Here is a 21,299-nt window from a genome sequence, read left to right on the forward strand (position 1 = left end):
CTAGCAGAAGCCTTGATTTTGAAGGTCTTTATTCATGGATGCAGTCCATTGAGGGGTGTCGCGCCAGCGGCAGAACCGGGCCAACGCCATGTGATTGGCGTCACTTTATCGCCACACGACAGGCATTCATTTTTTTGGCGCCCAACTAACAGCAACTTTAAGTTATTGATTTTAAAGTGTTTTTTAACTTTAACGAAGAAAGTTAAAGTTATTTTTAAATTACCGAGCAACAACGCTTGCAACAAAAATTAAAATCCATTTAGTCTGTAATCAGACCACTAAGAAACAGCCTGCAACGCCACTTCCGAGCGCGGCTTAATTCTGCGCGTCTGCCACTTATAAAATTCATAAACGATGTATCTCGGCCGGCCTTGCCGCGCCCCAGAGAGAGGGATCTATGCACATCAGTATCTTTGGACTTGGCTATGTTGGCGCGGTCTGCGCGGGGTGCCTATCGGCCCGCGGCCATCATGTGCTGGGGGTCGATATCTCCCCGGCAAAAATCGAACTGATCAACCAGGGCAAGTCGCCCATTGTCGAACCCGGCCTGGAACAACTGCTGCAAGAGGGCGTGAACAATGGCCGGCTGCGCGGAACAACCGATGTGCAAGGGGCCATTCTTGCCACAGATATGTCGCTGCTGTGCGTCGGCACCCCGAGCAAGAAGAACGGTGATCTGGACCTGGTGTACATGGAAGCGGTGTGTCGGGAAATCGGCACGGCGCTGCGCGACAAAGCTAGCCGCCACACCGTGGTAGTGCGCAGCACCGTACTGCCAGGCACCGTCAAGAATGTGGTGGTGCCCATTCTGGAGGAGTTTTCGGGCAAGCGAGCTGGCGTCGATTTCGGCGTAGCGGTCAACCCGGAATTCCTGCGCGAAAGTACCGCGATCAAAGATTATGACTTCCCGGCCATGACGGTAATCGGGGAACTGGACAGCCAATCGGGCGATCTGCTCGAGTCGCTGTACAAGGAGCTCGATGCACCGGTGATCCGCAAGACCATCGAAGTGGCCGAGATGATCAAGTACACCTGCAACGTTTGGCACGCCGCCAAAGTCACTTTTGCCAACGAGATCGGCAACATTGCCAAGGCTGCCGGCGTCGACGGCCGCGAGGTGATGGATGTGGTCTGCCAGGACCACAAGCTCAACCTGTCGCGCTATTACCTGCGCCCAGGGTTCGCCTTTGGTGGCTCGTGCCTGCCCAAGGATGTGCGTGCCCTGACCTACCGCGCCGCCAGCCTGGACGTGAAGGCGCCGCTGCTCGATTCGCTGATGGCCAGTAACGCTTCGCAGGTGCAGAACGCCTTCGACCTCATCGAACGCCAGGACAAACGCAAGATCGCCCTGTTGGGCCTGGCGTTCAAGGCCGGCACCGATGACCTGCGGGAAAGCCCATTGGTGGAACTGGCCGAGCGCCTGATCGGCAAGGGCTACCAATTGCACATTTTCGACGAGAACGTCGAGTACGCCCGGGTGCATGGCGCAAACAAGGAGTACATCGAAGCGAAGATCCCCCACGTTTCGTCGCTGCTGCACGGCAACTTGCAGCAGGTGATCGAGGAAGCCGAGGTGATCGTGCTGGGTAACAACGACCCACGCTTTGCCAGCGTGCTGCAAGCCGGCCACGGCAAACAGGTGATCGATCTGGTGGGCTTCATGCCTGGCCTGAGCGACAGCCAAACCCAGGGCATCTGCTGGTAACCACCCCAGCACCCACCCTGCTCCACCCGCCACAGGGTCACCCCTGGGCGGTGTGGCGCGCGGCCACCGGCAAAACAGGAGTCAAGGCGACATGGATCGACAGCACCCACCCTTCGTAGCACCCGGCTACCTGCGCGCAGGCGCCAGCTTCTTCGGCTGGGCGTGCCTGGCCGGGCTGATTGCGCTGGCGTCGGAGATGGTCGCCCCGCAGTATCTGGACCCAAACCACCACCTGTTCATCTTCATCATCGGCACGCTGGGGATGTGGCGCTATGGAAACGCCGTCGTTCACTACGTGCGCGGCATGTATTTCCTGCATTGGCAATTTCCAAGGCTGCGCCGCCGGGTGGAGCGCCTGGGCGATGCGGCGCTGCCCTCGCACATGTTCATGGTGGTAACCAGCTTTCGCATTCCCACCATGACCACTTTCAAGGTCTACCAGTCGGTGTTCCAGGAGGTGCAACGGCTGAAAGTGCCCTGCACGGTGATCGCTTCGATCGTCGAGAAAGGCGACGAAAACTTCATCAAGGACATCATGCGCAATGAGGTCAAGAACCGCGACGACATCAAGTTGGTGATCGTCCGCGCCCGCGGCACCGGCAAGCGTGACGGCCTGGCCCATGCCTTCAGGGCGTTGTCGCGGCAGATGCCGCTCAGTGATGCCGTGGTAGGCGTGGTCGACGGCGACACCATGATGCTGCCCGGCTGTGTCGAGCGGGCAGTCAAGCTGTTCGCCGTGCTGCCGGACGTTGGCGGCTTGACCACCAACGAGTTCTGCGAAGTCGAGGGCAGCCGATGGATGCGCCAATGGCACTCGATGCGGTTCGTGCAACGCCACATCAACATGTGCTCGATGGCGCTATCACACCGGGTGCTGACGTTGACCGGGCGGCTGTCGTTCTTCCGCGCTGAAGTGATGACTGACCCCGAGTTCATCCGCGATGTCGAGGCCGACTTTCTAGAGCACTGGCGGCTCGGTCGCTTCCAGTTCCTCACCGGTGACGATAAGTCGAGCTGGCTGAGCCTGATGCGCGCCGGCTGGAACACTTTCTACGTGCCCGACAGCCACACCCTGACCGTCGAGCATCCACCCAGCGACAGCTTCTTCATCGCTACGCGGCAATTGATGTTCCGTTGGTACGGCAACTCGCTGCGCCAGAACTTTCGCGCCACGGCCCTGCTCGGCCGCGCGCGCCTTGGGCTGTTCACCCTGTACGTGCTGCTCGACCAGCGGGTGTCGATGTGGACCTGCCTGATGGGGCTGACCGCCTCGGTGGTGGCCGGTGTGGCGTTCGGCATCCAGTACCTGTTGGTGTACCTGTTCTGGGTGCTGATCTCGCGCAGCCTGGTGACCGTGCTGTTCGTGTTCGCCGGGCACCCGGTGAGCCCGATGTACCCCTTCGTCCTTTATTACAACCAGATCGTCGGTTCGCTGATGAAGGTCTACGCGATGTTCCACATGGACCAGCAAAGCTGGACGCGGCAAAAGACCACTCTGGCCACTGGCAGCGTCGACTTCGATGCCAGCCTCAACCGCTGGTCCTCGAAGGCGATGCTGTGCTCGTCGGTCGCCATCTTCTTCGGGGTCATCACCGTTCTTCTAGAACTCTCGCAACGTTAAGGAAAGGCGCCTGCATATGAGTACCACGAACATCCCCGCGGCCCCGGGCAAAACAGCGGCCAACATCGTCCACGAAGCGGTCGACGAGCGCCAGTATGTGCGCACGCGCATGAACGCCCGCGTGCGCCTGTGCAGTGCCGGCCAGGCGCCGTTCGAGGTAGCCCTGCAGGATATTTCCCTGGGCGGCCTGGGCCTGAGCCACGACGCCCCCCTGAAGATCGGCGCGTTGTATGACGCCTCCATACGCCTGCGCCTGAACCAGATCGACCTGAACATCGACAGCAAGATCCGTATCGTCTCGCAGCGTGGCAGCGAGGTGGGCGCGCAGTTCGTCGACCTTGATGCGCAGAAGCGCGACATTCTGCGCTACCTGATCAGCGCCTACATGTCTGGAGAAATCGCTGATATCAATGGCCTGTTCACGGTCATGCAGCGCGAGAACTACATCAAGGAACGCAAGCACAAGTACGCCAGCGCCCGCACCCCAGGAGCTCGCCTGAAGGCGTTGACGGGCACGCTGTTGTACACCGCCGCTGGCATCGCCGCACTGGCCTTCGTTGGTTACAAAGGCTACCTGCTGTTCTTCCGCATCCCAGCGCTGCAGGCGCAAGTGGCGACCAACGCCCAGGTCATCAGCATGCCCGACAATGGCTATGTGAAATACCTGCTGCCTGCCGGTGCCACCGAGGTGCACGCCGGGCAGCCGCTGGCCAGCATTTCTACACAGCTGGCCACCAGCTTCACCAGCCCTGCCGACATGAAGGCTGTGGCCGACCTGTCGCCGGGTGACCTGCAAACCCTGCTCGGCCGTGCCACCATCGAGACGGTGATCAACAGCCCCTGCGATTGCCAGGTCTACTACCCAAGCCCGCGGGTGGATGGTTACGGCTACAAGGAGGCGCCACTGATGCACTTGCTGCCCAAGGCGCAAGGCATGTTTGTGCGCGCCAATCTGCCGTTCGACAAGCTCGCCGATATCGAGCGGGTTAAGTCGGTGGACATGCAGGTGTTCGGCCTTGACCAGCACTACAGCGGCAAGGTGGTCGACGCGCGTGTCGATGAGGCCAACCGCAATCTGGCACTGACAATCGAGCCTGACAGCCCGCTGCCGGCCGATGCCTACCAGAAAGCGGTGGCGGTCGACCTGTTCCTGGGCCTGCCGTTTGGCGCTGCGCGCTAAACCGCCAAGGACGATGACGCCATGACCGTGAACATGCCCCCCCGCCTGCTGCTGGCCAGCCTGGCCCTGGCCTGCGCCAGCACGGCCAGCGCCGGGCAGAGCCTGGAGCAGATCCGCTACACGCTATACAAGGACCCATCGGCAGAGGTCACTGGCGATCTGCGTCAACTGGCTGAGCGTGGCGATCTGGCCAGCACCTTGCTGCTTGGCGATGTACTGGCCGCACGGCCAGACTCCAGTCCCGCAGAAGTGGTGGCGTTGTATCAGAAGGCTTTCGCCGATGGCCGTGGCATGGTCCCGGCGCTGGCTTCGCTGGCTCGCCTGATCGACCGCACTCCACACCTGCGCGAAGCGCAGCGCACATGGATGACCCAGGCACTGACGCGCTACCCGGCCAACCTCGACCCGCGTAACACCAGCACCACGCTGGAAGTGTTTCTGACCTATCCCGAGCTCGTCGAACCTGCTCAGGCCGCACAACTGTTGGCGCTGTACGAACAGGCCTGCCTGCTCAACTGCCGCCCGGAGCTCTACCATGCCGTGTTGGCCGAACGCCAAGGCCGGCGCAGCGAAGCCGAACGCTGGTACCGCCAGGCGGTCAAGGTGGATGCCCGCGCCATCGACCGCTACTACGCCTTTCTCGGCGAGCAGCAGGACCGCTTGTTCCCAGCATTCGCCGACCAACTGGAGCCGGAACGCGAGCAGTTGCCGGTGGAGAACATCCACCGCATCGCCGCCTTGCTCGACAGCATTGCCAGCGTGCAGCGTGCCGAACAGGATGCCGACCGCTATGAGAGCCAGAACAGCACAGCCGGTGCCGAAAAGCTGCCGCCGACACCCGAGCAACTGGCTCGCGAAAAGGCTCAGCAAGACGCCTTGGACCTGGCTACCGCCCGCGTTCAACGCTGGCGAGACGTAGCGGTGGCCCGCGGATACGTACCAGCGATGGTATCGAAGGCCAACTACATGATCTCCAACCCGACCGAGCACAACGCCGAGGAAACCCAGGCGCTGATCGATCAGGTGCGCCCGCGCGATCCGACGCGGGCCAAGGCCTTGCAAGCTCAGTTCTACATGGTCAACAACTGGCTGACCATGGACCCGGACAAGGCCCGCGCATTGATCGAAGAACTGCGTGCCAGTGGTTACCCCGGTGCCGGCTTGCTGCTGGGTGAGTACTACAGCAAGGGGGTCGAGGACCAACCTGACCAGGAAAAGGCCCTGGCGCTGTTCCAGGCCGAAGCCAACAAAGGCAACACCGCTGCCTGGTACCGCATGGCCACCCTGCACGCCTACGGCCGCGCGCTGTGTCACGACCCAGTCAAAGCCTACACCTATGCCCGCGTAGCGCTGGACCTGGGCGAGCGCAGCGCCAAAAGCCTGGTCAGGCGCCTGGAAAAAACCCTGCCCAAGGATGACATCGAGCGCGCCATGGCCGCTCGCAACGGGCTATTCAAGGAGGCCACCCTGTGAAAGCGCACCACCCCCTGTTTGGCGCCTTGCTCGTCCTGGCGAGCGTGCCGGCGTGCTTTGCCGCCGAAGAAATCACCGGCCCTGAAGCGGACAGCAACGAGCCGGTACGCGTCGTAGCCGCCGATGGCAGCGAACCTGTGATCACCTCCGAAGTGTTCAACAAGCTCACCGTGCAAACCGGCTATGGCCCGCAAGACTCCCAAGTCGGCAGCGACCGGGAAATGTTCTATAGCCTGCGCTACGAACCGTCGTTCGCTTGGTACTCACCGGAAAAGCGCTGGGCGAAATGGATGGTCTACGGCCGCCTGTGGCTGAACTACGACTCCAGCCAGTCGAGCAACCTGACCCTTGAGGCGACCAACAGCAGCAAACGCGAGCAGCCCGAAGGCTGGTATGCCGAAATGCGCGAGCTGTACGTCAAGCGCAACCTGATCGGTGACGACCCGCGCTTTTCAGCCTCATTTGGCCGCCAGCGTTTCTTCGATGACTATGGCATCTGGTGGGATGACAGCCTGGAGTCGCTGCGTTTGAACTTCCAGGACACCTTCTCCGAAGCGTTCTTCGCCGTTGGCCAGAAGTTCTACAACTACAACACCGACGTCAACCAGTTGCCCGACAGTGAGGAGCGCACGACCTACCTGATGGGCCAATACGCCTATCGCTGGAGCCAGAACAACCAGGTTGGCGTGCGCTTGATGCACGAGAACGACCACAGCGGGCACGACGCCGACGACCGCTACGACTTCAAGGGCATGCGCTACGGGTTGTTCTTCAAGGGCGACAACTTGCCTTACCCAGTGCTCAGTGACTACCACCTGGAACTGGCGGCGCTGGACGGCAAAATGGACAACACCAATGGCAACGGCGTCACCACCACCGGCCACAGCAGCAAAGGCTGGGCAGTGCTCGGCGAAGTCGGCAAGCGCTTCGACAGCCTGGCCTGGACGCCACGCCTGGCCCTGCGCGGCGGCCTGACCGACAAACCCAGCGATGAAAACGATGGCTTTCGCCTGAACGCGATCCAGTCCGACCGCATCACCCGTACTGGCTCCTACAGCACCCGCCTGACCAGTTCGTTCGTCGCCCTGGACCTGCGCAACCTGAGCTACTACGGCTTCGCCGTGGAAACCCGCCCCACCCCACGCAGCGCGCTGGACCTGCGGGTTACCCAACTGCAACTGCGCGACCCCGACGGCACCCTACCGATCCGCATGAACGGCGACCAGCGCACGCAGCGTAACCGCGCCATCAGCCAAGGTACCCAGGGCAACGGGCGCAACGTCGGGCAAATGATCGACCTCAACTACTACTGGAAGATGTTTCCGGTGGCTATCGATGGCAAACACCTGGACGTCAACGCGCTGGTCAGCGCCAGTTACCTCAATGCCGGCAGTGCATTGGAAACCGGCGATGACTACCAGTTGAGCGTCGGTGTGGTGATCAGTTACTAAGGAAGGGCCGTGCCATGATCTTCGCCTCCAATGTGTTCCTGTTCCTCTACCTGCCGCTGTTCCTGGCCGTGTACTTCCTGGCCAAAGCGCAGTGGCGGTCAACGGTGATCGTCGCCGCCAGCTACATCTTCTATGCCTGGTGGCGGCCAGACTTCCTGCTGTTGTTCGTCGGTATCACCTACTGGAACTACTGGTTCGGCCTGCGTATCAAGGCACGCCTGGATGCCGGCGACAAACCCATGGCTCTGCGCCTTCTGTGGATCGGTGTGGCCGGCAACCTGTCGACCCTGGGCTATTTCAAATACGCCAATTTCGGCGCCGAAGTACTGGCCATGCTGCTCGCACCGCTGGGCATCAATACCTGGACGCTGGAGAACATCTTCCTGCCACTGGGCATTTCCTTTTACGTGTTCCATGCCCTTAGCTACATCGTCGACATCTACCGCAAGGACGCTACACCCACACGCAACTTCATCGACTTCGCCGCCTTCGTCGCGCTGTTCCCGCACCTGGTGGCCGGGCCAATTCTGCGCTACAGCCAGCTGGCGCCACAGCTGCGCGAGCGCACCCACTCGCTGGAGCTGTTTTCGCTGGGGGTTTGCCGTTTCATGCTCGGCTTCATCATGAAGGTGTTGATCGCCGACCGCCTGGCACCGATCAACGTGCTGTTCGTCAGCGAAGGTACGCTGCAGTTCAGCGACGCCTGGTTCGGCCTGGTGATCTCGACGCTGCAGCTGTATTTCGACTTCGCCGGCTACAGCCACATGGCCTTGGGCCTGGCACTGATGATGGGCTTTCGCTTCCCGGAGAACTTCAACCAGCCCTACGTGGCGCAGAGCATCACCGAGTTCTGGGCACGCTGGCACATGACCCTGGCGCATTTTTTGCGCGACTACGTGTACATGCCGCTGGTGCGTAAACGGGTGGCCGGTGCAATGCCGGCGCTGATCTGGACCATGCTGCTGTCGGGCCTGTGGCACGGCGCGAGCTTCGCCTTCATCTGCTGGGGCCTGTTCTTTGGCGTTGGCATGGTGCTGGAGCGCAAGTTCAACCTGGCGACCAAGGTTGGCGCGCCTTACAAGCTCGGCCGACACCTGCGCACCGGCCTGCTGATCCTGTTGAGCATGCCGCTGTTCTTCACCATGGACCTGCGCCACAGCATCGATATCTACAAGGCGTTGTTCGGCTTCAACGGCTTCGGCTCGCTGGAGCTGTATGTGCTGGGTGCCTCGAAGATGGCCATGGCCTTCGCTCTGGTGGCGCTGGCCTGGCTGCTGCTGGCCGGCATCAATAATTTGCGCTTCTACGCCGGCAACAAGGAAGGCTACTTCATGCGCCATGTCGGCGCGTTGCACAGCGTGCTGCTGTGGGGGGGCTTCCTGCTGGCCCTGAGCAGCCTGGCAGCCAACTCGTTCTCACCCTTTCTGTATTTTCAGTTCTAGGAGAACGCCATGTATCCGGTGATGAATTCGGCCAGCAAGGCCAACGGCATTGTGTTCATTGTGGTGCTGGCGGCCATGTTCCTCTATTCGCTGCCGCCGGTGTTCAGCTTTGCGCGCACCTCGACCGACACCTGGAACCTGTTCGTCGACGGCAAACTGCTGCGCAAGTTCGAGCAAGCCTACGACAAGCGCTTCTTCCTGCGCGACCCGTCGGTTGAGTTGTGGGCCGACGCCCAGTTCCATCTGTTTGGAGAAGGCACCAAGGGCGTGGTACTTGGCAAAGATGGCTGGCTCTACACCAATCAGGAATACCGCGTACCCAACGATCTAGACGCCAATCTGGCGGCACAACTTGAGCAGATCGCCAAGGTGCGCCTGCAACTGGCAGAGCATGGCAAGCACCTGGTTATTCTGCCATTGCCGATGAAGCTCGACGTCTACGCAGCCCACGCCCAGCATGCTTTCGACCCACGGGTAATCAGCCTCTACGACCGCTTTGTCAGCGAGTTGCAAGGCCGCCAGATGGATGTGGTGCCGTTGCGTGCGGCCTTCCTCGCCAACCTTGAAGGCCCACAGCTGTTTCTCAAGTCCGACACTCACTGGAGCCCTGAAGGCGCACGGCTGTCGGCCTATGAATTGGCACGTCAGCGCCCGCAATTGCTCGGCGACCAAGTCTACGTTTCGCACAAGGCCGGCGACAAAAGCGTCAAGGGTGACTTGATGAATTACATCCAGTTCGACCACGCCCGCCTGGCCCCCCAGTTCGGCCCCAACTCCATCGCCCTCTACGAAACCCTCAAGGCCGAGCAAGGTGCCGACGACCTGTTCGCCGAACAAGACCAGAGCCTGATGCTGGTCGGCACCAGCTACAGCAAGATCGACGACTGGAACTTCGTCGGCTTTCTCAAGGAAGCGCTCAACCGCGACCTGTTGAGCATTGCCGTGGAAGCGCGGGGCCCGTTCGAGGCGATGAACCAGTTCCTCGCCAGCGATCAACTGGCAAGTACCCAGATCGACACCGTGGTGTGGGAATTCCCGCTACGCACCCTGCTCGCCCACCGCCCAGGCTCACTTAGCCGTAGCGCTGCGCCCCAGCATTTCTGACGAATCAAGGAGAGTCCGAATGAAGCTTACCCACCTGTTCACCGCCATCGCCCTGGCCACCGCCGGCCATACCGTTTTGGCTGCCGAGGGCAACGCTGACCTATACGACGCCGTGGCCCCTGCCGACTCGGCCTTCGTGCGGGTGCTGAACCTGTCCGACAGCAACATCGACGTCAGCCTCAGTGGCAAGGTCAACCCGCAGCGGGTCGCCGCCGGGCAGCTCAGCGGCTATCGGTTCACACCCGCAGGCCCGCACAAGATCACCATCGCCGGTAAATCCATCGAACCCCAGCTCAAGGCCAATGCCGCGAGCACCGTGGTGTACGACGGCAAGCAGCTCAAGCTGATCAGCGACAAGTACGTCAATGAGCCGAAAAAGGCGCAGATCGCCTTCTATAACCTGACCCAGAACCCGGCAGCGCTGAAGACCTCCGATGGCAAGCACGACGTGGTGCAGACCCTGGGCAATGGTGAGACCGGCACGCGCATGGTCAATGAGATCAAGATCGACTTCGCTGCCTACCAGCAGGACACCAAAGTTGCCAGTTTCGACGAGCAGTTCCTGAAGAAGGGGCGCTCGTACAGCTACGTACTGCTGCCGGGCAACCGCAGCATGACCCTGGCCAACAGCATCGACCCGACCGAGTGACGATTGCTCAGCAAGGATGAATGGCACATGAAGACCCTTGTACCTGTTGCCCTGAGCGTTGCCATCGCGCTGCTCAGCCTGCCCAGCCAGGCCGCGCAACCCGCCCAGGCGGGCAAGCCTGGTTGCGAGAACCTGCAGTGCATGGTGTGCCCGGCTTTGAGCGACCCGCAACGCTATGCCGAAGGGCGCATGAAGTTGATGCGCGAGATCGTGCCTGGCAAGGATCGCTGGCTGTTCCGTTCGGCCGTAGACCTGACCAATGAATTCGGTATTCCAGCACCGATGCGCCCGGAGTTCGCGCGCCTGATGCATGCGTTCGAACGCCAGGGCATTCATGTGGCCATGGCGATCCAGCCGACCCGCGGGCTGATGCACCGCGACAAGCTGTTCGCCAACCAGCTGCACGGTTTCGACTACGCCCGCGCCAGCGGTAATCTCGCCACCTACCTTGGCCAACTGCGCCAGAGCGGCGCGGTGGTAGCGCCGATGATGCAACTGGTACAGCAGCCGCCCAAAGGCGAGTACTTCTTCCGCCGTGACCACCACTGGACACCAGCTGGGGCTGAGGCCACGGCGAAGCTGATGGCCGAAGAAATCCGTCGCCAACCGTTCTATGCCGGGCTGACCAAAAAGCAATACCGTACCGAGCCGGGCGTGATGGTGCCAAAGGACGGCACGCTGAACCTGGCGATGAGTTCACTGTGCGGCAACAACTATGGTTTTCAGTACGTGCGTGGCTACCAGACGGTTCCGGTGGCCAGTGGCGGCGATGCGCTGTTCGATGACGCGCCGGACCCTGAGGTGATCCTGGTGGGTGACAGTAACGCCGCCGCCCGCGAGGACGAAAGCAAGCAGTTCAACTTCGACGGCTACCTCAAGCAATACCTGAACGTCGACGTACTGAACTATGCCCTGCCTGGGGTTGGCGAAGACGGCTCGCTGCTCGAATACCTGTTGTCCAGCGACTACAAGCCCAAGGCACCGCCCAAGCTGATCGTCTGGGAGCTGCCGGCCAACTACCGGTTGGACTCGCCGTTGATGTACCGGCAACTGGTGCCGGCCATTCAAGGCGGCTGCGCGGCAAGCCAGCAGGTTCTGGAAAGCAAACTTAAGCGTCCGGCCTTGAAGGTGGGTGAGCGCATCGAGCTGCTGAGCAATGCGGGCAGTGGCCGCCAGTCGCTTTCCAAAGGCTTTCTGGACATTCGTCTGAGCGACAAGAACGTCAAGGATTTCTACATCATCGTCTATTACGACAACGGCGCGCGGGACAAGGTGTGGTTCCGCCGTGAGGCGGCGGTGACTGGCGGCCAATATTATCTGGAACTGAGCAAAGCACCGGAATTCGCCGGCGCCAACCTGTTATCGGTATTCATGGAGCCGACCAAGGCCGGTACCGCAGCGACCGCCGTGGAGACCCGTCTATGCCTATGAGCAAACTATTACCGGGCATCGGGTTACTGGCCATGAGCCTCGTGTTCCCCCACGCCCATGCGGCGCAGTCCATCTGGCCGGCACACCCCACGCCGCAATCGGCCATGATTGCCGATTACCGTACCCTGGTCTGCACCAAGGAACCGCCAGCACCTTTTACCGGCAGCCTGCGCCTGCAGAGCAAGTACGACCAGCGCGATGCAAGCAAGTCGACACTGCGCAGCAGCCCCGACGCCGACAGTGAACGTATCGGCAAGCAGGTCAAGCAGTTCGTCGGCGGCCTGATCTACGCCAGCAAGCGCTTCCAGGGCGCCAAGAAGCCGCAGGACGCCAACATGGCGCTGGCCTGTCAGGACCAGTGGCTGCAGCGCTGGGCCGACGCTGGCGCCCTGCTCAACCCTGATGCCACCGGCACCGGCATGGCGGCGCGCAAATGGGCGCTTGCGGCCATGGCTGGCACCGTGCTGCTTACCCAGGCAGCCAGCAACGGCAAGCTGCAACTGAGCGATGCACAGCGTACCTGGTTCACCGACCTTGGCGAGTTGGTGATCCGTGAATACGACCCCCGCCGCAGCGCCAGCGGCGTGTACTTCAACAACCACGACTATTGGGCAGCCTGGGCGGTGGCAGCCACCGGCATGCTGGTTGGCCGCGACGACTTCATCCGCTGGGCCGATGGTAATTTGCGCCGCGGCCTGGCTCAGGCCGTGCGCTCCAACCAGGGCAACTACGCCTACCTGCCGCTGGAGGTGGCGCGCAGCAAGCTGGCAGCCAACTACAGCCAGTACGCCCTGGTGCCGCTGGTGCTGCTGAGCGAGTCGGCGCGCGCCAACGGCCTGCCGTGGAGCAGCCAAGACCAGCAGACACTCGACCTGCTGGCCAATTTCGCCGCGCGCACGGTGCTCGACCCCGCCGACCTACCGGAACTCAAAGGCCAGTCGCAAAGCGATGTGGCGCCATACAAGATGGCGTGGCTGATCCCGTTTCTGCAGCGCAATCCTGGCCATGCGCTGGCGCGTCAGCTGTACGACAGCCAAGACGGCGAGGTGGACAACTACAGCCAGCTCGGCGGCCCGATCAAAGCCTTCTATTCCCCTCTGCCCGGATCAAGGAGCTGACCCATGGCTGCCCTCGCCCGCTTTTCCATCACCTGCCTGGCTGCGCTGTGGCTGGCAGGCGCTGCCCAGGCCGCCAGCCAGGCGCTACCGGCCAACCAGATCGTCGATACCCTGCCGGCTGAGCAACGCCAGCTCAAGGCCGATCAATTGCGCCAGCAGGTGCGCCAGGCAGTCGCCTTTGAGCAAACCGAACGGCAGCGCCCGGCCGGGCGTGCCAGTGTCAGCCTGCAACCGATGTTTTCTTCCCAGGCCGGCAGCTGGCCCTTCGAGCCATTGGTCAACAACGGCCTGTTCCGCGCCATCGCCGGTTATCAGGCACACCACCCACAAGTGGTGATGCTGCGTGGTGGCAGTATCACGCTGGCGCAGTTGCATGACGCACTCAACAACCCGCGAGTGCTCAAGCGCTACAAAGACGGCTACCTGTTGAGCTACCCGCTGATGATCGGCAGCGACGCCGGCCTGGTCCTTGAAGGCACCAGTCTGTACCTGGCGAGCTTCTCCGGTACGGCACTGATCAACCAGGGCTGGCTTAGCCTGAACCAGTCCAGCCTGCAGAGCATGGCCGGCGACAAACCGGCTAGCACCGACCGCGCGTGGCGGCCCTTCGTTGTGGCCTGGGCTGGCAGCCATACCCAGGTGCTGGGTTCGACCCTCAAGCGCCTGGGCTACAACGCCAACCTCTCGCGGGGCTTGACCACCGCCTTAAGTTCTCAGCAGGCAGCCAGTACTCGCCTGGCCACGGTGATCATCCGCGATAGCCAGTTCAGCGAAATGTCCACGGCGGTGGAGTTGCAGCATAGCCAGGCGACCATCAGCACCAGCCAGTTCGAGCGCTCGCAACAATACGCCGTGGATGTGCAGAACAGCCAGGTCAAGTTGCAAGGCAACCAACTACGTGGCATCGACAACAACAGCGGCGTACGACTGCGTGGCAAGACGCGGGCCTTGGTCGAAGACAACCTTATCCTTGGCGCGACCAAGGCTGGGATCGAAATCACCGAACAACAGGGCGCAGTGCTGCTGGCTGGCAACCGCATCGGCGACAGCCGCGGCAACGGCATTCAGTTGCGCAGCCTGACACCAACTGCGGCGGCGCCACTGGTAATCGACGACAACCTGCTGGCCAGCAGCCAAGGCAGCGCAGTGGACGCCAGCGAGGTCGGCGCCGTGGCCCTGCTGGACAACCGTATCGGCAATACCGCCGAATACGCCGTCAGCCTGCGCAATACGACGCCGCTGGCCGGGCCGTTGCTGCTCAGTGGCAACCGCCTTGGCCGGGTCGGCAAGGCGCTGGTCAGGGTCGAGGGGGTTCGGGACGTGGTGTTGGGCGGCAACAGCTTCGACGGCAAACCGTTGTTGCAGAACCTGTTGATTGGTGACTTGTTGCCGCTGCAAGGGCAGCTGCTAGAGGCGACTGTTCGCCAGGGCGCAACGGTGCGGGTAAGGCAGCCATGAGGTATCGGTTGCAGTGATTTGCCGGGCCGGCAGCGGTCAACCAATGGTCCGTTGCATCCTCACAAAACACTCATCGTTACCCATGTCGATGAAACCCTGGCGCAGGTACAACTGCCGCGCCGGGTTGCTCTTGAACACCATCAATCGCAGCAGCGGCAAACGGCGCTGCGCGGCCCATCCCGCCAGTGTCTGCAACACCTGACTGCCTACCCCTCGCCCCCGGTGTTGCTCACTCAGGTGCAGTTCACGAATGAACAGTGCCTGCCGATCCTGGCTAAGGCTACAAAAACCCAGCACCTGATCATCCTGCATCACCAGCCATTGCTCGCGCCAAGCCCACGCTTGATCGAAGGCCTCCTCGACCCACAATAGGCCGAACTCGTGGTAATAGGGCAACATCGCCCGCCGAGTAAGGTCACGGGCGAAGTCGCGATGGGCATCGCTTGCGCCAATCAATTCAACGGGCATGCTGCACACCTGCGGCGTTCGAGGTTCAGCCTCGCTGGTCAGGCTGGGATATTGAGGCCACGCTGTACCGCCGGGCGCTCGAGGAATTTCGCCAATACCCGCTGCACCTGCGCAAACTGATCGAAACTCACCAGTTCGCGGGCGTTGTAGCGCTCTACCAGGTTGCGCACCCATGGGAAAATGGCGATATCGGCAATGCTGTATTCATCGACCATCCAATCACGCCCCTTCAGGTGCCGATCGAGCACACCCAAGAGACGCTTCGATTCATTGACATAACGGTCACGGGGGCGCTTGTCCTCGTATTCCTTGCCAGCGAAGAAATGGAAGAAGCCCACCTGGCCGAACATCGGCCCGATGCCGCCCATCTGGAACATCAGCCACTGCAGGGTTTGATAACGTTGGGCCGGGTCGTTGCTCAGCAGCTGGCCGCTTTTCTCCGCCAGGTACTGCAGGATTGCCCCCGACTCGAACAGCCCCAGCGCCTGGCCGCCTGGCCCATTGGGGTCGAGGATGGCCGGAATCTTGTTATTGGCGCTCAGCGAGATGAACTCGGGGCTCAACTGGTCATCGCTATCGAAGCTGACCTTGTGCGGCTCGTAGGGCAGGCCAATCTCCTCGAGCATGATCGAGACCTTCACGCCATTGGGAGTGGGCAGCGAGTACAGCTGCAGCCACTCGGGATGCTTGGCGGGCCATTTACGGGTGATGGGGAAAGCACTCAAGTCGGTCATGGTCAATTTTAGCCTTGGGGGTGGACGTACCACTGTAGTGACATCCCGCGCGGCTGACCATCACCGGCCATTGATCAACTGGCCTTGCCATGGGCCTTGAGTTTGAGCTTTTCGGTATCCACCCGCGCGAATACCGAGTCGGCACTCACCGTCAGCACATCGCCGGCCCAGACTTCACAGATCACCCGCGTCTTGCGCCCGACTTCACCTTCGACCCGGGCCCTGAGCAGCAGCTCCACGCCCATGGGGGTAGGTTTGAGGTAGTTCAGCCCAAGGCTTGCGGTAACGCAATCGATGCGCGGCAGGCTCCCCGCTTCCCGGCCTTCGGCGCGGTAGTGATGCGCCATCGCCGTCCAGTTCGAATGGCAGTCGACCAACATGGCCAGCAGGCCACCATAGACCAGGCCAGGCCAGCCGATGAAGGTGCTGTCGGGTGAATGCCGGCACAGCAGGTGAATGCCGTCGGCATCCCAGTAGCTTTGCAGGTGCAGCCCACTTGGGTGGGAGCAGCCGCAGCCGTAACAGGTACCTTCGGGTGCGGCCAGTGCTTGAAGGGAGGGAATCGGATCGTTCATACGCTGCCTGTGCTTGTTGAAATGGGGGCGCGAAACGCCCCCATTAAAGCAGAAGCTCAAGCCGGTTGGGCGAGCGCCTTTCCACCCTTCTGGGTCAGCGACACCAGCAGGATGAATGCGGTCACGCCAGCGGTCATCAACGTCTCGTAGCGATAGGCGTCGCTGAGCAGCATGTAGCCCAGGACCATGACGATAGTGCCGATGACCAGCCAGGTCAGCCAAGGGAACAACCACATCTTCAACTCCAGTGCACGCCCCTCCCGCTCGGCACGTGCCCGCATGCGCAATTGCGACACGGCGATCACCAGGTACACCAACAATGCGATGGCACCGGTGGTGGACAGCAGGAACCCGAACACCTTGCCTGGCAGTACATAGTTCACGAAGCAACCGACGAAGCCTGCCAGGGTGGAGACGATCACCGCAACGGTCGGCACACCGGCACCAGAAATACGCTTGGTCATGCTCAGAGCCTGGCCGCGGGCGCCCAGTGAATAGAGCATGCGCGAAGCGGTGTACAGGCCAGAGTTCATGCAACTGGTCACAGCCACCAGCACCACCAGATCGACCAGCAGCTTGGCGCCTGGCACGTTCAGCACCTCAAGCACTCGCTGGAACGAGCCCACTGCCTTGAGGCTCGGATCGTTCCAAGCCACCAGCGACACCACCAGAAAGATCGACGCCAGGTAGAAGATCGCGATGCGGTAGACCACAAGGTTGGTGGCACGGCGGATCTTGTCCTTGGGGTTGGCAGTTTCGTCGGCCGCAATGGTGACGATCTCAGCGCCGAAGAACGAGAAGATGGTGATCAGCACCCCACCGAGCACTGTGCCGAAACCGTTGGGCATGAACCCACCGTTTTGCCAAAGATGGCCAATGCCAGATACCTCGGCCAGCGGCCAGAAGCCGAACACCGCCAGGCTGCAGACCACGATGAAGGCGATGATCGCGACCACTTTGACCAATGCGAACCAGTACTCGAACGCACCGAAGTTCTTGACGCTGATCAGGTTGGTGGCCGACAGCACCACCATGATCACAAAGGCGAACAACCAAGACGGCACGTCGGGGAAATAGGCATGCAGGATGTCTGCGCCAGCGATGGCCTCGACCGGAATGATCAATACCCAGAACCACCAGTAAAGCCAGCCAATAGTGAAGCCGGCCCAAGGGCCGATCGCCTCGCTGGCGTAAGTGGAGAACGACCCGCTATTGGGGTTGGCAATGGCCATCTCCCCCAGCATGCGCATGACCAGCAGCACCAGTAAGCCGGTCATGGCATAGGAAATGAGGATGGCTGGGCCGGCGGTAGCGATGGCGTTCGATGAGCCAATGAACAGGCCGGCACCAATGATGCCAGCGATTGAAATCATCGACACCTGACGCGAAGTCAGGCCGTGCTGCAAGGACCGCTGTTTGTTCTTATTTGGCGAAACCATGGTGAACCCTCGAATGGGTCGGCCGCTATACGGCACTCGGCCGTGGCGGCTGAAAGTTGAAGCAGAATTCAGGTAATAGGGTGTTCGTTGTTTTTGTTTTATATCGCCGGTTGCGCATAGCCCTCCTCTTTGCGGTACCGGTTGTAATCGTTGTTCAAGGTCAGTATTAATCTATAAGGCGAGGTCAACAAACGACCTTTTCGAAACACATGATTCCATTGCGGAATGAACTCTTTCCTTTTTTGCTGGGTACGCCTTTGCTATGTCCAAACGCCTGATGCCCTCGACCACTGCCCTGCAGTGCTTCGAAGCTGCCGCCCGGCACCTGAGCTTCACCCGTGCAGCCCAAGAGCTGCACCTGACCCAGAGCGCCGTCAGCAAGCAGGTCGCGCAGCTTGAAGAGATGCTGTCGCATTCGCTTTTCCAACGGATTCGCAGGCGCCTGCACCTGACTCCGGCTGGGGCGCTGTACCTCACTGAAGTGAACAAGATCCTCACCCAGATCGACATCTCCAGCCGTTACATCCTCAGCTACGGCGACGAGACCGAGGTGCTGCGCATCGCGACCCAGCCGACCTTCGGCGCACGCTGGCTGATACCTAGACTCAAGGGTTTCGGCGAGCGCCATCCTCGCATTCACTTGGACATTCGCAACGAACTGGAGCCATTCGACCTGGTGCAGGCCAAAGCTGACATCGCGTTCTTTTTCGGTCAGGGCACCTGGCCCGGCGCCACATGCATCGCGTTGTTCAGCGAGGACGTGGTTCCTGTGTGCGCGCCAGAGCTGCTGGCCCGGCACCGGTTCGACAGCGCAGAGGCGCTCATCGAACACCGCCTGCTGCAATGCGCATCGCGCCCTGAAGCTTGGCACGAATGGTTCCAGGGGTTGGGTCTACATAGCCAGAACAGCTACCACGGCCCACGCTTCGACACGTTCTACCTGTGCATCCGCGCGGCCATCGCCGGCTGCGGGGTCGCTCTGATCCCACGCTACCTGGTGGCCGAGGAACTGAGCGAAGGCAAGCTGGTGATCGCCTGGGACCACCCGGTGCCAAGCAACGGTCGGCATTTCATCGCCCATGCCGAACATGCCGCCGAAGTGCCCAAGGTCAAAGCGTTCGTGCAGTGGATCCGCGAGCGGGTGGCCGAGCACGACCAGTAAAGATCGCGAATTCAGGGAATGATCGCAATCGAATAATTCGTTTGCAGAATAATACCGCGGCGCGCTTGGATAATAGGAAACATGAACAAGGTCCGCGTGCCCATGAAGCTGGAAAGTATCAGTCAATCCATCGCCATCGTTCACCCGATTACACTTTCCCATGGCCGCAATGCCGAAGTCTGGGATACCGATGGCAAGCGTTACATCGACTTTGTCGGCGGTATCGGCGTGCTGAACCTGGGCCATTGCAATCCGGCTGTGGTCGAAGCGATCCAGACCCAGGCCAGCCGCCTGACCCATTACGCGTTCAACGCCGCGCCTCATGGCCCCTATCTGGAATTGATGGAGCGCCTGAGCCAGTTCGTGCCGGTCAGCTACCCGCTGGCAGGCATGCTCACCAACAGCGGTGCCGAAGCCGCCGAAAACGCTCTGAAGGTGGCACGCGCAGCCACCGGCAAACGCGCCATCATCGCCTTCGACGGTGGCTTTCATGGCCGTACCCTCGCCACCCTGAACCTCAACGGTAAGGTCGCGCCATACAAGCAGCGGGTCGGTGAGCTGCCGGGGCCCGTCTATCACCTGCCCTATCCCAGCGCAGATACCGGCGTCAGCTGCGAGCAGGCGCTCAAGGCCATGGAGCGCCTGTTCAGCGTGGAGCTGGCGGTGGAAGATGTAGCGGCTTTCGTCTTCGAGCCCGTGCAGGGCGAAGGGGGCTTCCTCGCCCTGGACCCGTCATTCGCCCAGGCGCTGCGGCGGTTCTGCGACGCGCATGGGATCCTGATCATCATCGACGAAATTCAGTCCGGTTTTGGCCGCACTGGCCAGCGCTTTGCCTTCCCGCGCCTGGGCATCGAGCCGGACTTGCTGCTGCTGGCCAAGAGCATTGCCGGTGGCATGCCGCTGGGCGCAGTGGTCGGGCGCCAGGACTTGATGGCCGCCCTGCCCAAGGGTGGCCTGGGAGGAACCTATTCGGGCAACCCGATCGCCTGTGCGGCGGCACTGGCCAGCTTGGCGCAGATGACCGACGAGAACATCGCTACCTGGGGTGAACGCCAAGAGCAGGCGATTGTGGCCAGGCATGCCCGCTGGAGGGCCGCTGGCCTGAGCCCATACCTCGGCCGCCTGACCGGTACAGGCGCCATGCGCGGCATCGAGTTGGTCAATGCAGACGGCAGCCCTGCACCGGCTCAGCTGACCAAGCTGGTGGAGGCCGCACGGGCCAAAGGCTTGTTGCTGATGCCTAGCGGCAAGGCACGGCACATCATTCGCCTATTGGCGCCGCTGACCATCGAAGCTGAGGTACTCGAGCAGGGGCTGGATATCTTCGAGCAGTGCCTGGCCGAGCTCGAGTGAAGCTTACAGGCCCAGTTCTTCCGGGGTGAGCATGTCGGATTCGAAGGCGATCCAGCCGCCTTCGAGTTCGGCATGGCCGTTGACGATCGGGCCATAGTAGGTAAGGCCGTTTTCCAGCGTTACGCAGATGTGCGTTGCCGATTTCTCCGAGGCTGCCAGCGTACCGACGAAATGCACCTTTTTCAGGGTTTCGGTCACCGCTTCCAGGCCAACACGCATGCCGGGGTTTTCCGAGGCCTCGGTATCGCCCCCGCGGTCTTCGGCGCTGACGGTCACGGTGGCAGTGTAAGGGTACTTGGTGCTCAAGCGGGTTACCTCGAAAAATGTCTAAGCGTGAAGGCGCGTAGAGTACGGCAGGTGATTCCAGTTGTCTCTACCAGCCTCCTCACAGGTGGCCTGCACCAACAGGCCAGCCTGCAACAGGTGATCTGAAGGGGCTGATCTGTTAGGGTGCCCGCCGATGTACGCCATACCACACGAGGACACCTGCGTGAGCGCCGAACAACCCATGATCGCCGACCTGTTCGAGGTCGACAAACGCCTGACCCTCAAGCCCGTCGTGGACTTCAACAGTTATCTGCGCAACGCCTTCGGCGAAGGCCCGTGCAGTTGTCACCGCTGTGCCGAAGGCTGCGACCAAAGCGGCTACAGCCACGCGCACACCTTCACCTTCGAAGGCCGCCAATGGCACCGCCGCTTTGCCAGCACTGCTGGCAGCGACGTGGCGCAAGTTCTGAAAAAGGCCTGGCTGTCCTACACCAAAGCCGATCTGAGCTTGGTTGGCGCGCTGGACTTCAGCACCCTCAAGACCTTCACCGAACCTGCCTTGCACGAACGCCTGCTGGTCCTGTTGCCCGCCAGCGGGCTGGCCCGCGAAATCGACGGCCAGTGGGTGCTGCAAGCGCAGGCGGACTGACGGCCCGACGGTCAAGCAAG

The 21,299-nt window shown here is 61.4% G+C and carries 19 protein-coding genes; 14 read left to right on the plus strand and 5 right to left on the minus strand.

Annotated elements, in window-relative coordinates:
* Positions 1-397: 397 nt before the first annotated feature.
* The 11 genes from HU725_RS14400 to HU725_RS14450 all read left to right on the plus strand — a co-directional run bounded on the left by HU725_RS14400 (position 398) and on the right by HU725_RS14450 (position 14,632).
* Complete coding sequence (locus tag HU725_RS14400) at positions 398-1,705, plus strand: nucleotide sugar dehydrogenase (RefSeq protein WP_060478016.1); 1,308 nt, start codon at positions 398-400, stop codon at positions 1,703-1,705.
* A gap of 91 nt (positions 1,706-1,796) precedes the next feature.
* Positions 1,797-3,326, plus strand: a complete 1,530-nt coding sequence (locus HU725_RS14405) for a glycosyltransferase (protein ID WP_186478018.1) — start codon at positions 1,797-1,799, stop codon at positions 3,324-3,326.
* A gap of 16 nt (positions 3,327-3,342) precedes the next feature.
* Positions 3,343-4,506: a PilZ domain-containing protein gene (locus HU725_RS14410; protein WP_060478017.1), complete on the plus strand. Its 1,164-nt coding sequence runs from the start codon at positions 3,343-3,345 to the stop codon at positions 4,504-4,506.
* 21 nt (positions 4,507-4,527) lie between these two features.
* The gene (locus HU725_RS14415; protein ID WP_186478017.1) at positions 4,528-5,979 is read left to right on the plus strand and encodes a tetratricopeptide repeat protein; all 1,452 of its coding nucleotides are present in this window, start codon (positions 4,528-4,530) and stop codon (positions 5,977-5,979) included.
* Positions 5,976-7,430: an alginate export family protein gene (locus HU725_RS14420; RefSeq protein WP_186478016.1), complete on the plus strand. Its 1,455-nt coding sequence runs from the start codon at positions 5,976-5,978 to the stop codon at positions 7,428-7,430. Before HU725_RS14415 ends, HU725_RS14420 begins: the two co-directional genes overlap by 4 nt.
* A 14-nt stretch (positions 7,431-7,444) precedes the next feature.
* Positions 7,445-8,872, plus strand: coding sequence for an MBOAT family O-acyltransferase (locus HU725_RS14425; protein WP_060478020.1), 1,428 nt, complete (start codon positions 7,445-7,447; stop codon positions 8,870-8,872).
* A 9-nt stretch (positions 8,873-8,881) separates the two neighbouring features.
* The gene (locus HU725_RS14430; protein ID WP_186478015.1) at positions 8,882-9,976 is read left to right on the plus strand and encodes an alginate O-acetyltransferase; all 1,095 of its coding nucleotides are present in this window, start codon (positions 8,882-8,884) and stop codon (positions 9,974-9,976) included.
* Between the two features lie 19 nt (positions 9,977-9,995).
* Positions 9,996-10,625, plus strand: a complete 630-nt coding sequence (locus HU725_RS14435) for an alginate O-acetyltransferase AlgF (protein WP_060478022.1) — start codon at positions 9,996-9,998, stop codon at positions 10,623-10,625.
* A gap of 27 nt (positions 10,626-10,652) precedes the next feature.
* Positions 10,653-12,056, plus strand: a complete 1,404-nt coding sequence (locus tag HU725_RS14440) for an alginate O-acetyltransferase AlgX-related protein (RefSeq protein WP_186478014.1) — start codon at positions 10,653-10,655, stop codon at positions 12,054-12,056.
* On the plus strand, positions 12,047-13,174 hold the full coding sequence (locus tag HU725_RS14445) for a polysaccharide lyase (RefSeq protein ID WP_186478013.1): 1,128 nt from the start codon (positions 12,047-12,049) through the stop codon (positions 13,172-13,174). The genes HU725_RS14440 and HU725_RS14445 overlap by 10 nt, the downstream gene beginning before the upstream one ends.
* Positions 13,175-13,177: 3 nt before the next feature.
* Positions 13,178-14,632 (plus strand): right-handed parallel beta-helix repeat-containing protein, encoded by a 1,455-nt coding sequence (locus HU725_RS14450; RefSeq protein WP_186478012.1) that lies wholly within the window; start codon positions 13,178-13,180, stop codon positions 14,630-14,632.
* Between the two features lie 36 nt (positions 14,633-14,668).
* Here HU725_RS14450 and HU725_RS14455 read toward each other — a convergent pair whose 3' ends face one another.
* The 4 genes from HU725_RS14455 to HU725_RS14470 all read right to left on the minus strand — a co-directional run bounded on the left by HU725_RS14455 (position 14,669) and on the right by HU725_RS14470 (position 17,848).
* The gene (locus HU725_RS14455) at positions 14,669-15,100 is read right to left on the minus strand and encodes a GNAT family N-acetyltransferase (RefSeq protein ID WP_186478011.1); all 432 of its coding nucleotides are present in this window, start codon (positions 15,098-15,100) and stop codon (positions 14,669-14,671) included.
* A 38-nt stretch (positions 15,101-15,138) separates the two neighbouring features.
* Positions 15,139-15,834 (minus strand): glutathione S-transferase N-terminal domain-containing protein, encoded by a 696-nt coding sequence (locus HU725_RS14460; protein WP_186478010.1) that lies wholly within the window; start codon positions 15,832-15,834, stop codon positions 15,139-15,141.
* Between the two features lie 74 nt (positions 15,835-15,908).
* Entirely contained in the window at positions 15,909-16,409 is a 501-nt protein-coding gene (locus tag HU725_RS14465) for a PaaI family thioesterase (protein WP_060478027.1), read from the minus strand.
* A 56-nt stretch (positions 16,410-16,465) separates the two neighbouring features.
* A complete protein-coding gene (locus HU725_RS14470) occupies positions 16,466-17,848 on the minus strand; it encodes an amino acid permease (protein WP_060478028.1) in 1,383 nt (460 codons plus the stop codon).
* Positions 17,849-18,110: 262 nt separating this feature from the next.
* Between HU725_RS14470 and gcvA the strand changes: the two genes are divergently transcribed.
* On the plus strand, positions 18,111-19,010 hold the full coding sequence (gene gcvA, locus HU725_RS14475; RefSeq protein WP_186478009.1) for a transcriptional regulator GcvA: 900 nt from the start codon (positions 18,111-18,113) through the stop codon (positions 19,008-19,010).
* Positions 19,011-19,112: 102 nt separating this feature from the next.
* Complete coding sequence (locus HU725_RS14480; protein WP_186478191.1) at positions 19,113-20,363, plus strand: 2-aminoadipate transaminase; 1,251 nt, start codon at positions 19,113-19,115, stop codon at positions 20,361-20,363.
* A 3-nt stretch (positions 20,364-20,366) separates the two neighbouring features.
* Here the strand turns inward: HU725_RS14480 and HU725_RS14485 are convergent, their stop codons facing one another.
* Positions 20,367-20,669, minus strand: a complete 303-nt coding sequence (locus tag HU725_RS14485; RefSeq protein WP_186478008.1) for a hypothetical protein — start codon at positions 20,667-20,669, stop codon at positions 20,367-20,369.
* Positions 20,670-20,853: 184 nt separating this feature from the next.
* Between HU725_RS14485 and HU725_RS14490 the strand changes: the two genes are divergently transcribed.
* On the plus strand, positions 20,854-21,279 hold the full coding sequence (locus tag HU725_RS14490) for a hypothetical protein (RefSeq protein ID WP_186478007.1): 426 nt from the start codon (positions 20,854-20,856) through the stop codon (positions 21,277-21,279).
* Positions 21,280-21,299: the final 20 nt, after the last annotated feature.

Source organism: Pseudomonas promysalinigenes, assembly GCF_014269025.2.
Classification (GTDB): domain Bacteria; phylum Pseudomonadota; class Gammaproteobacteria; order Pseudomonadales; family Pseudomonadaceae; genus Aquipseudomonas; species Aquipseudomonas promysalinigenes.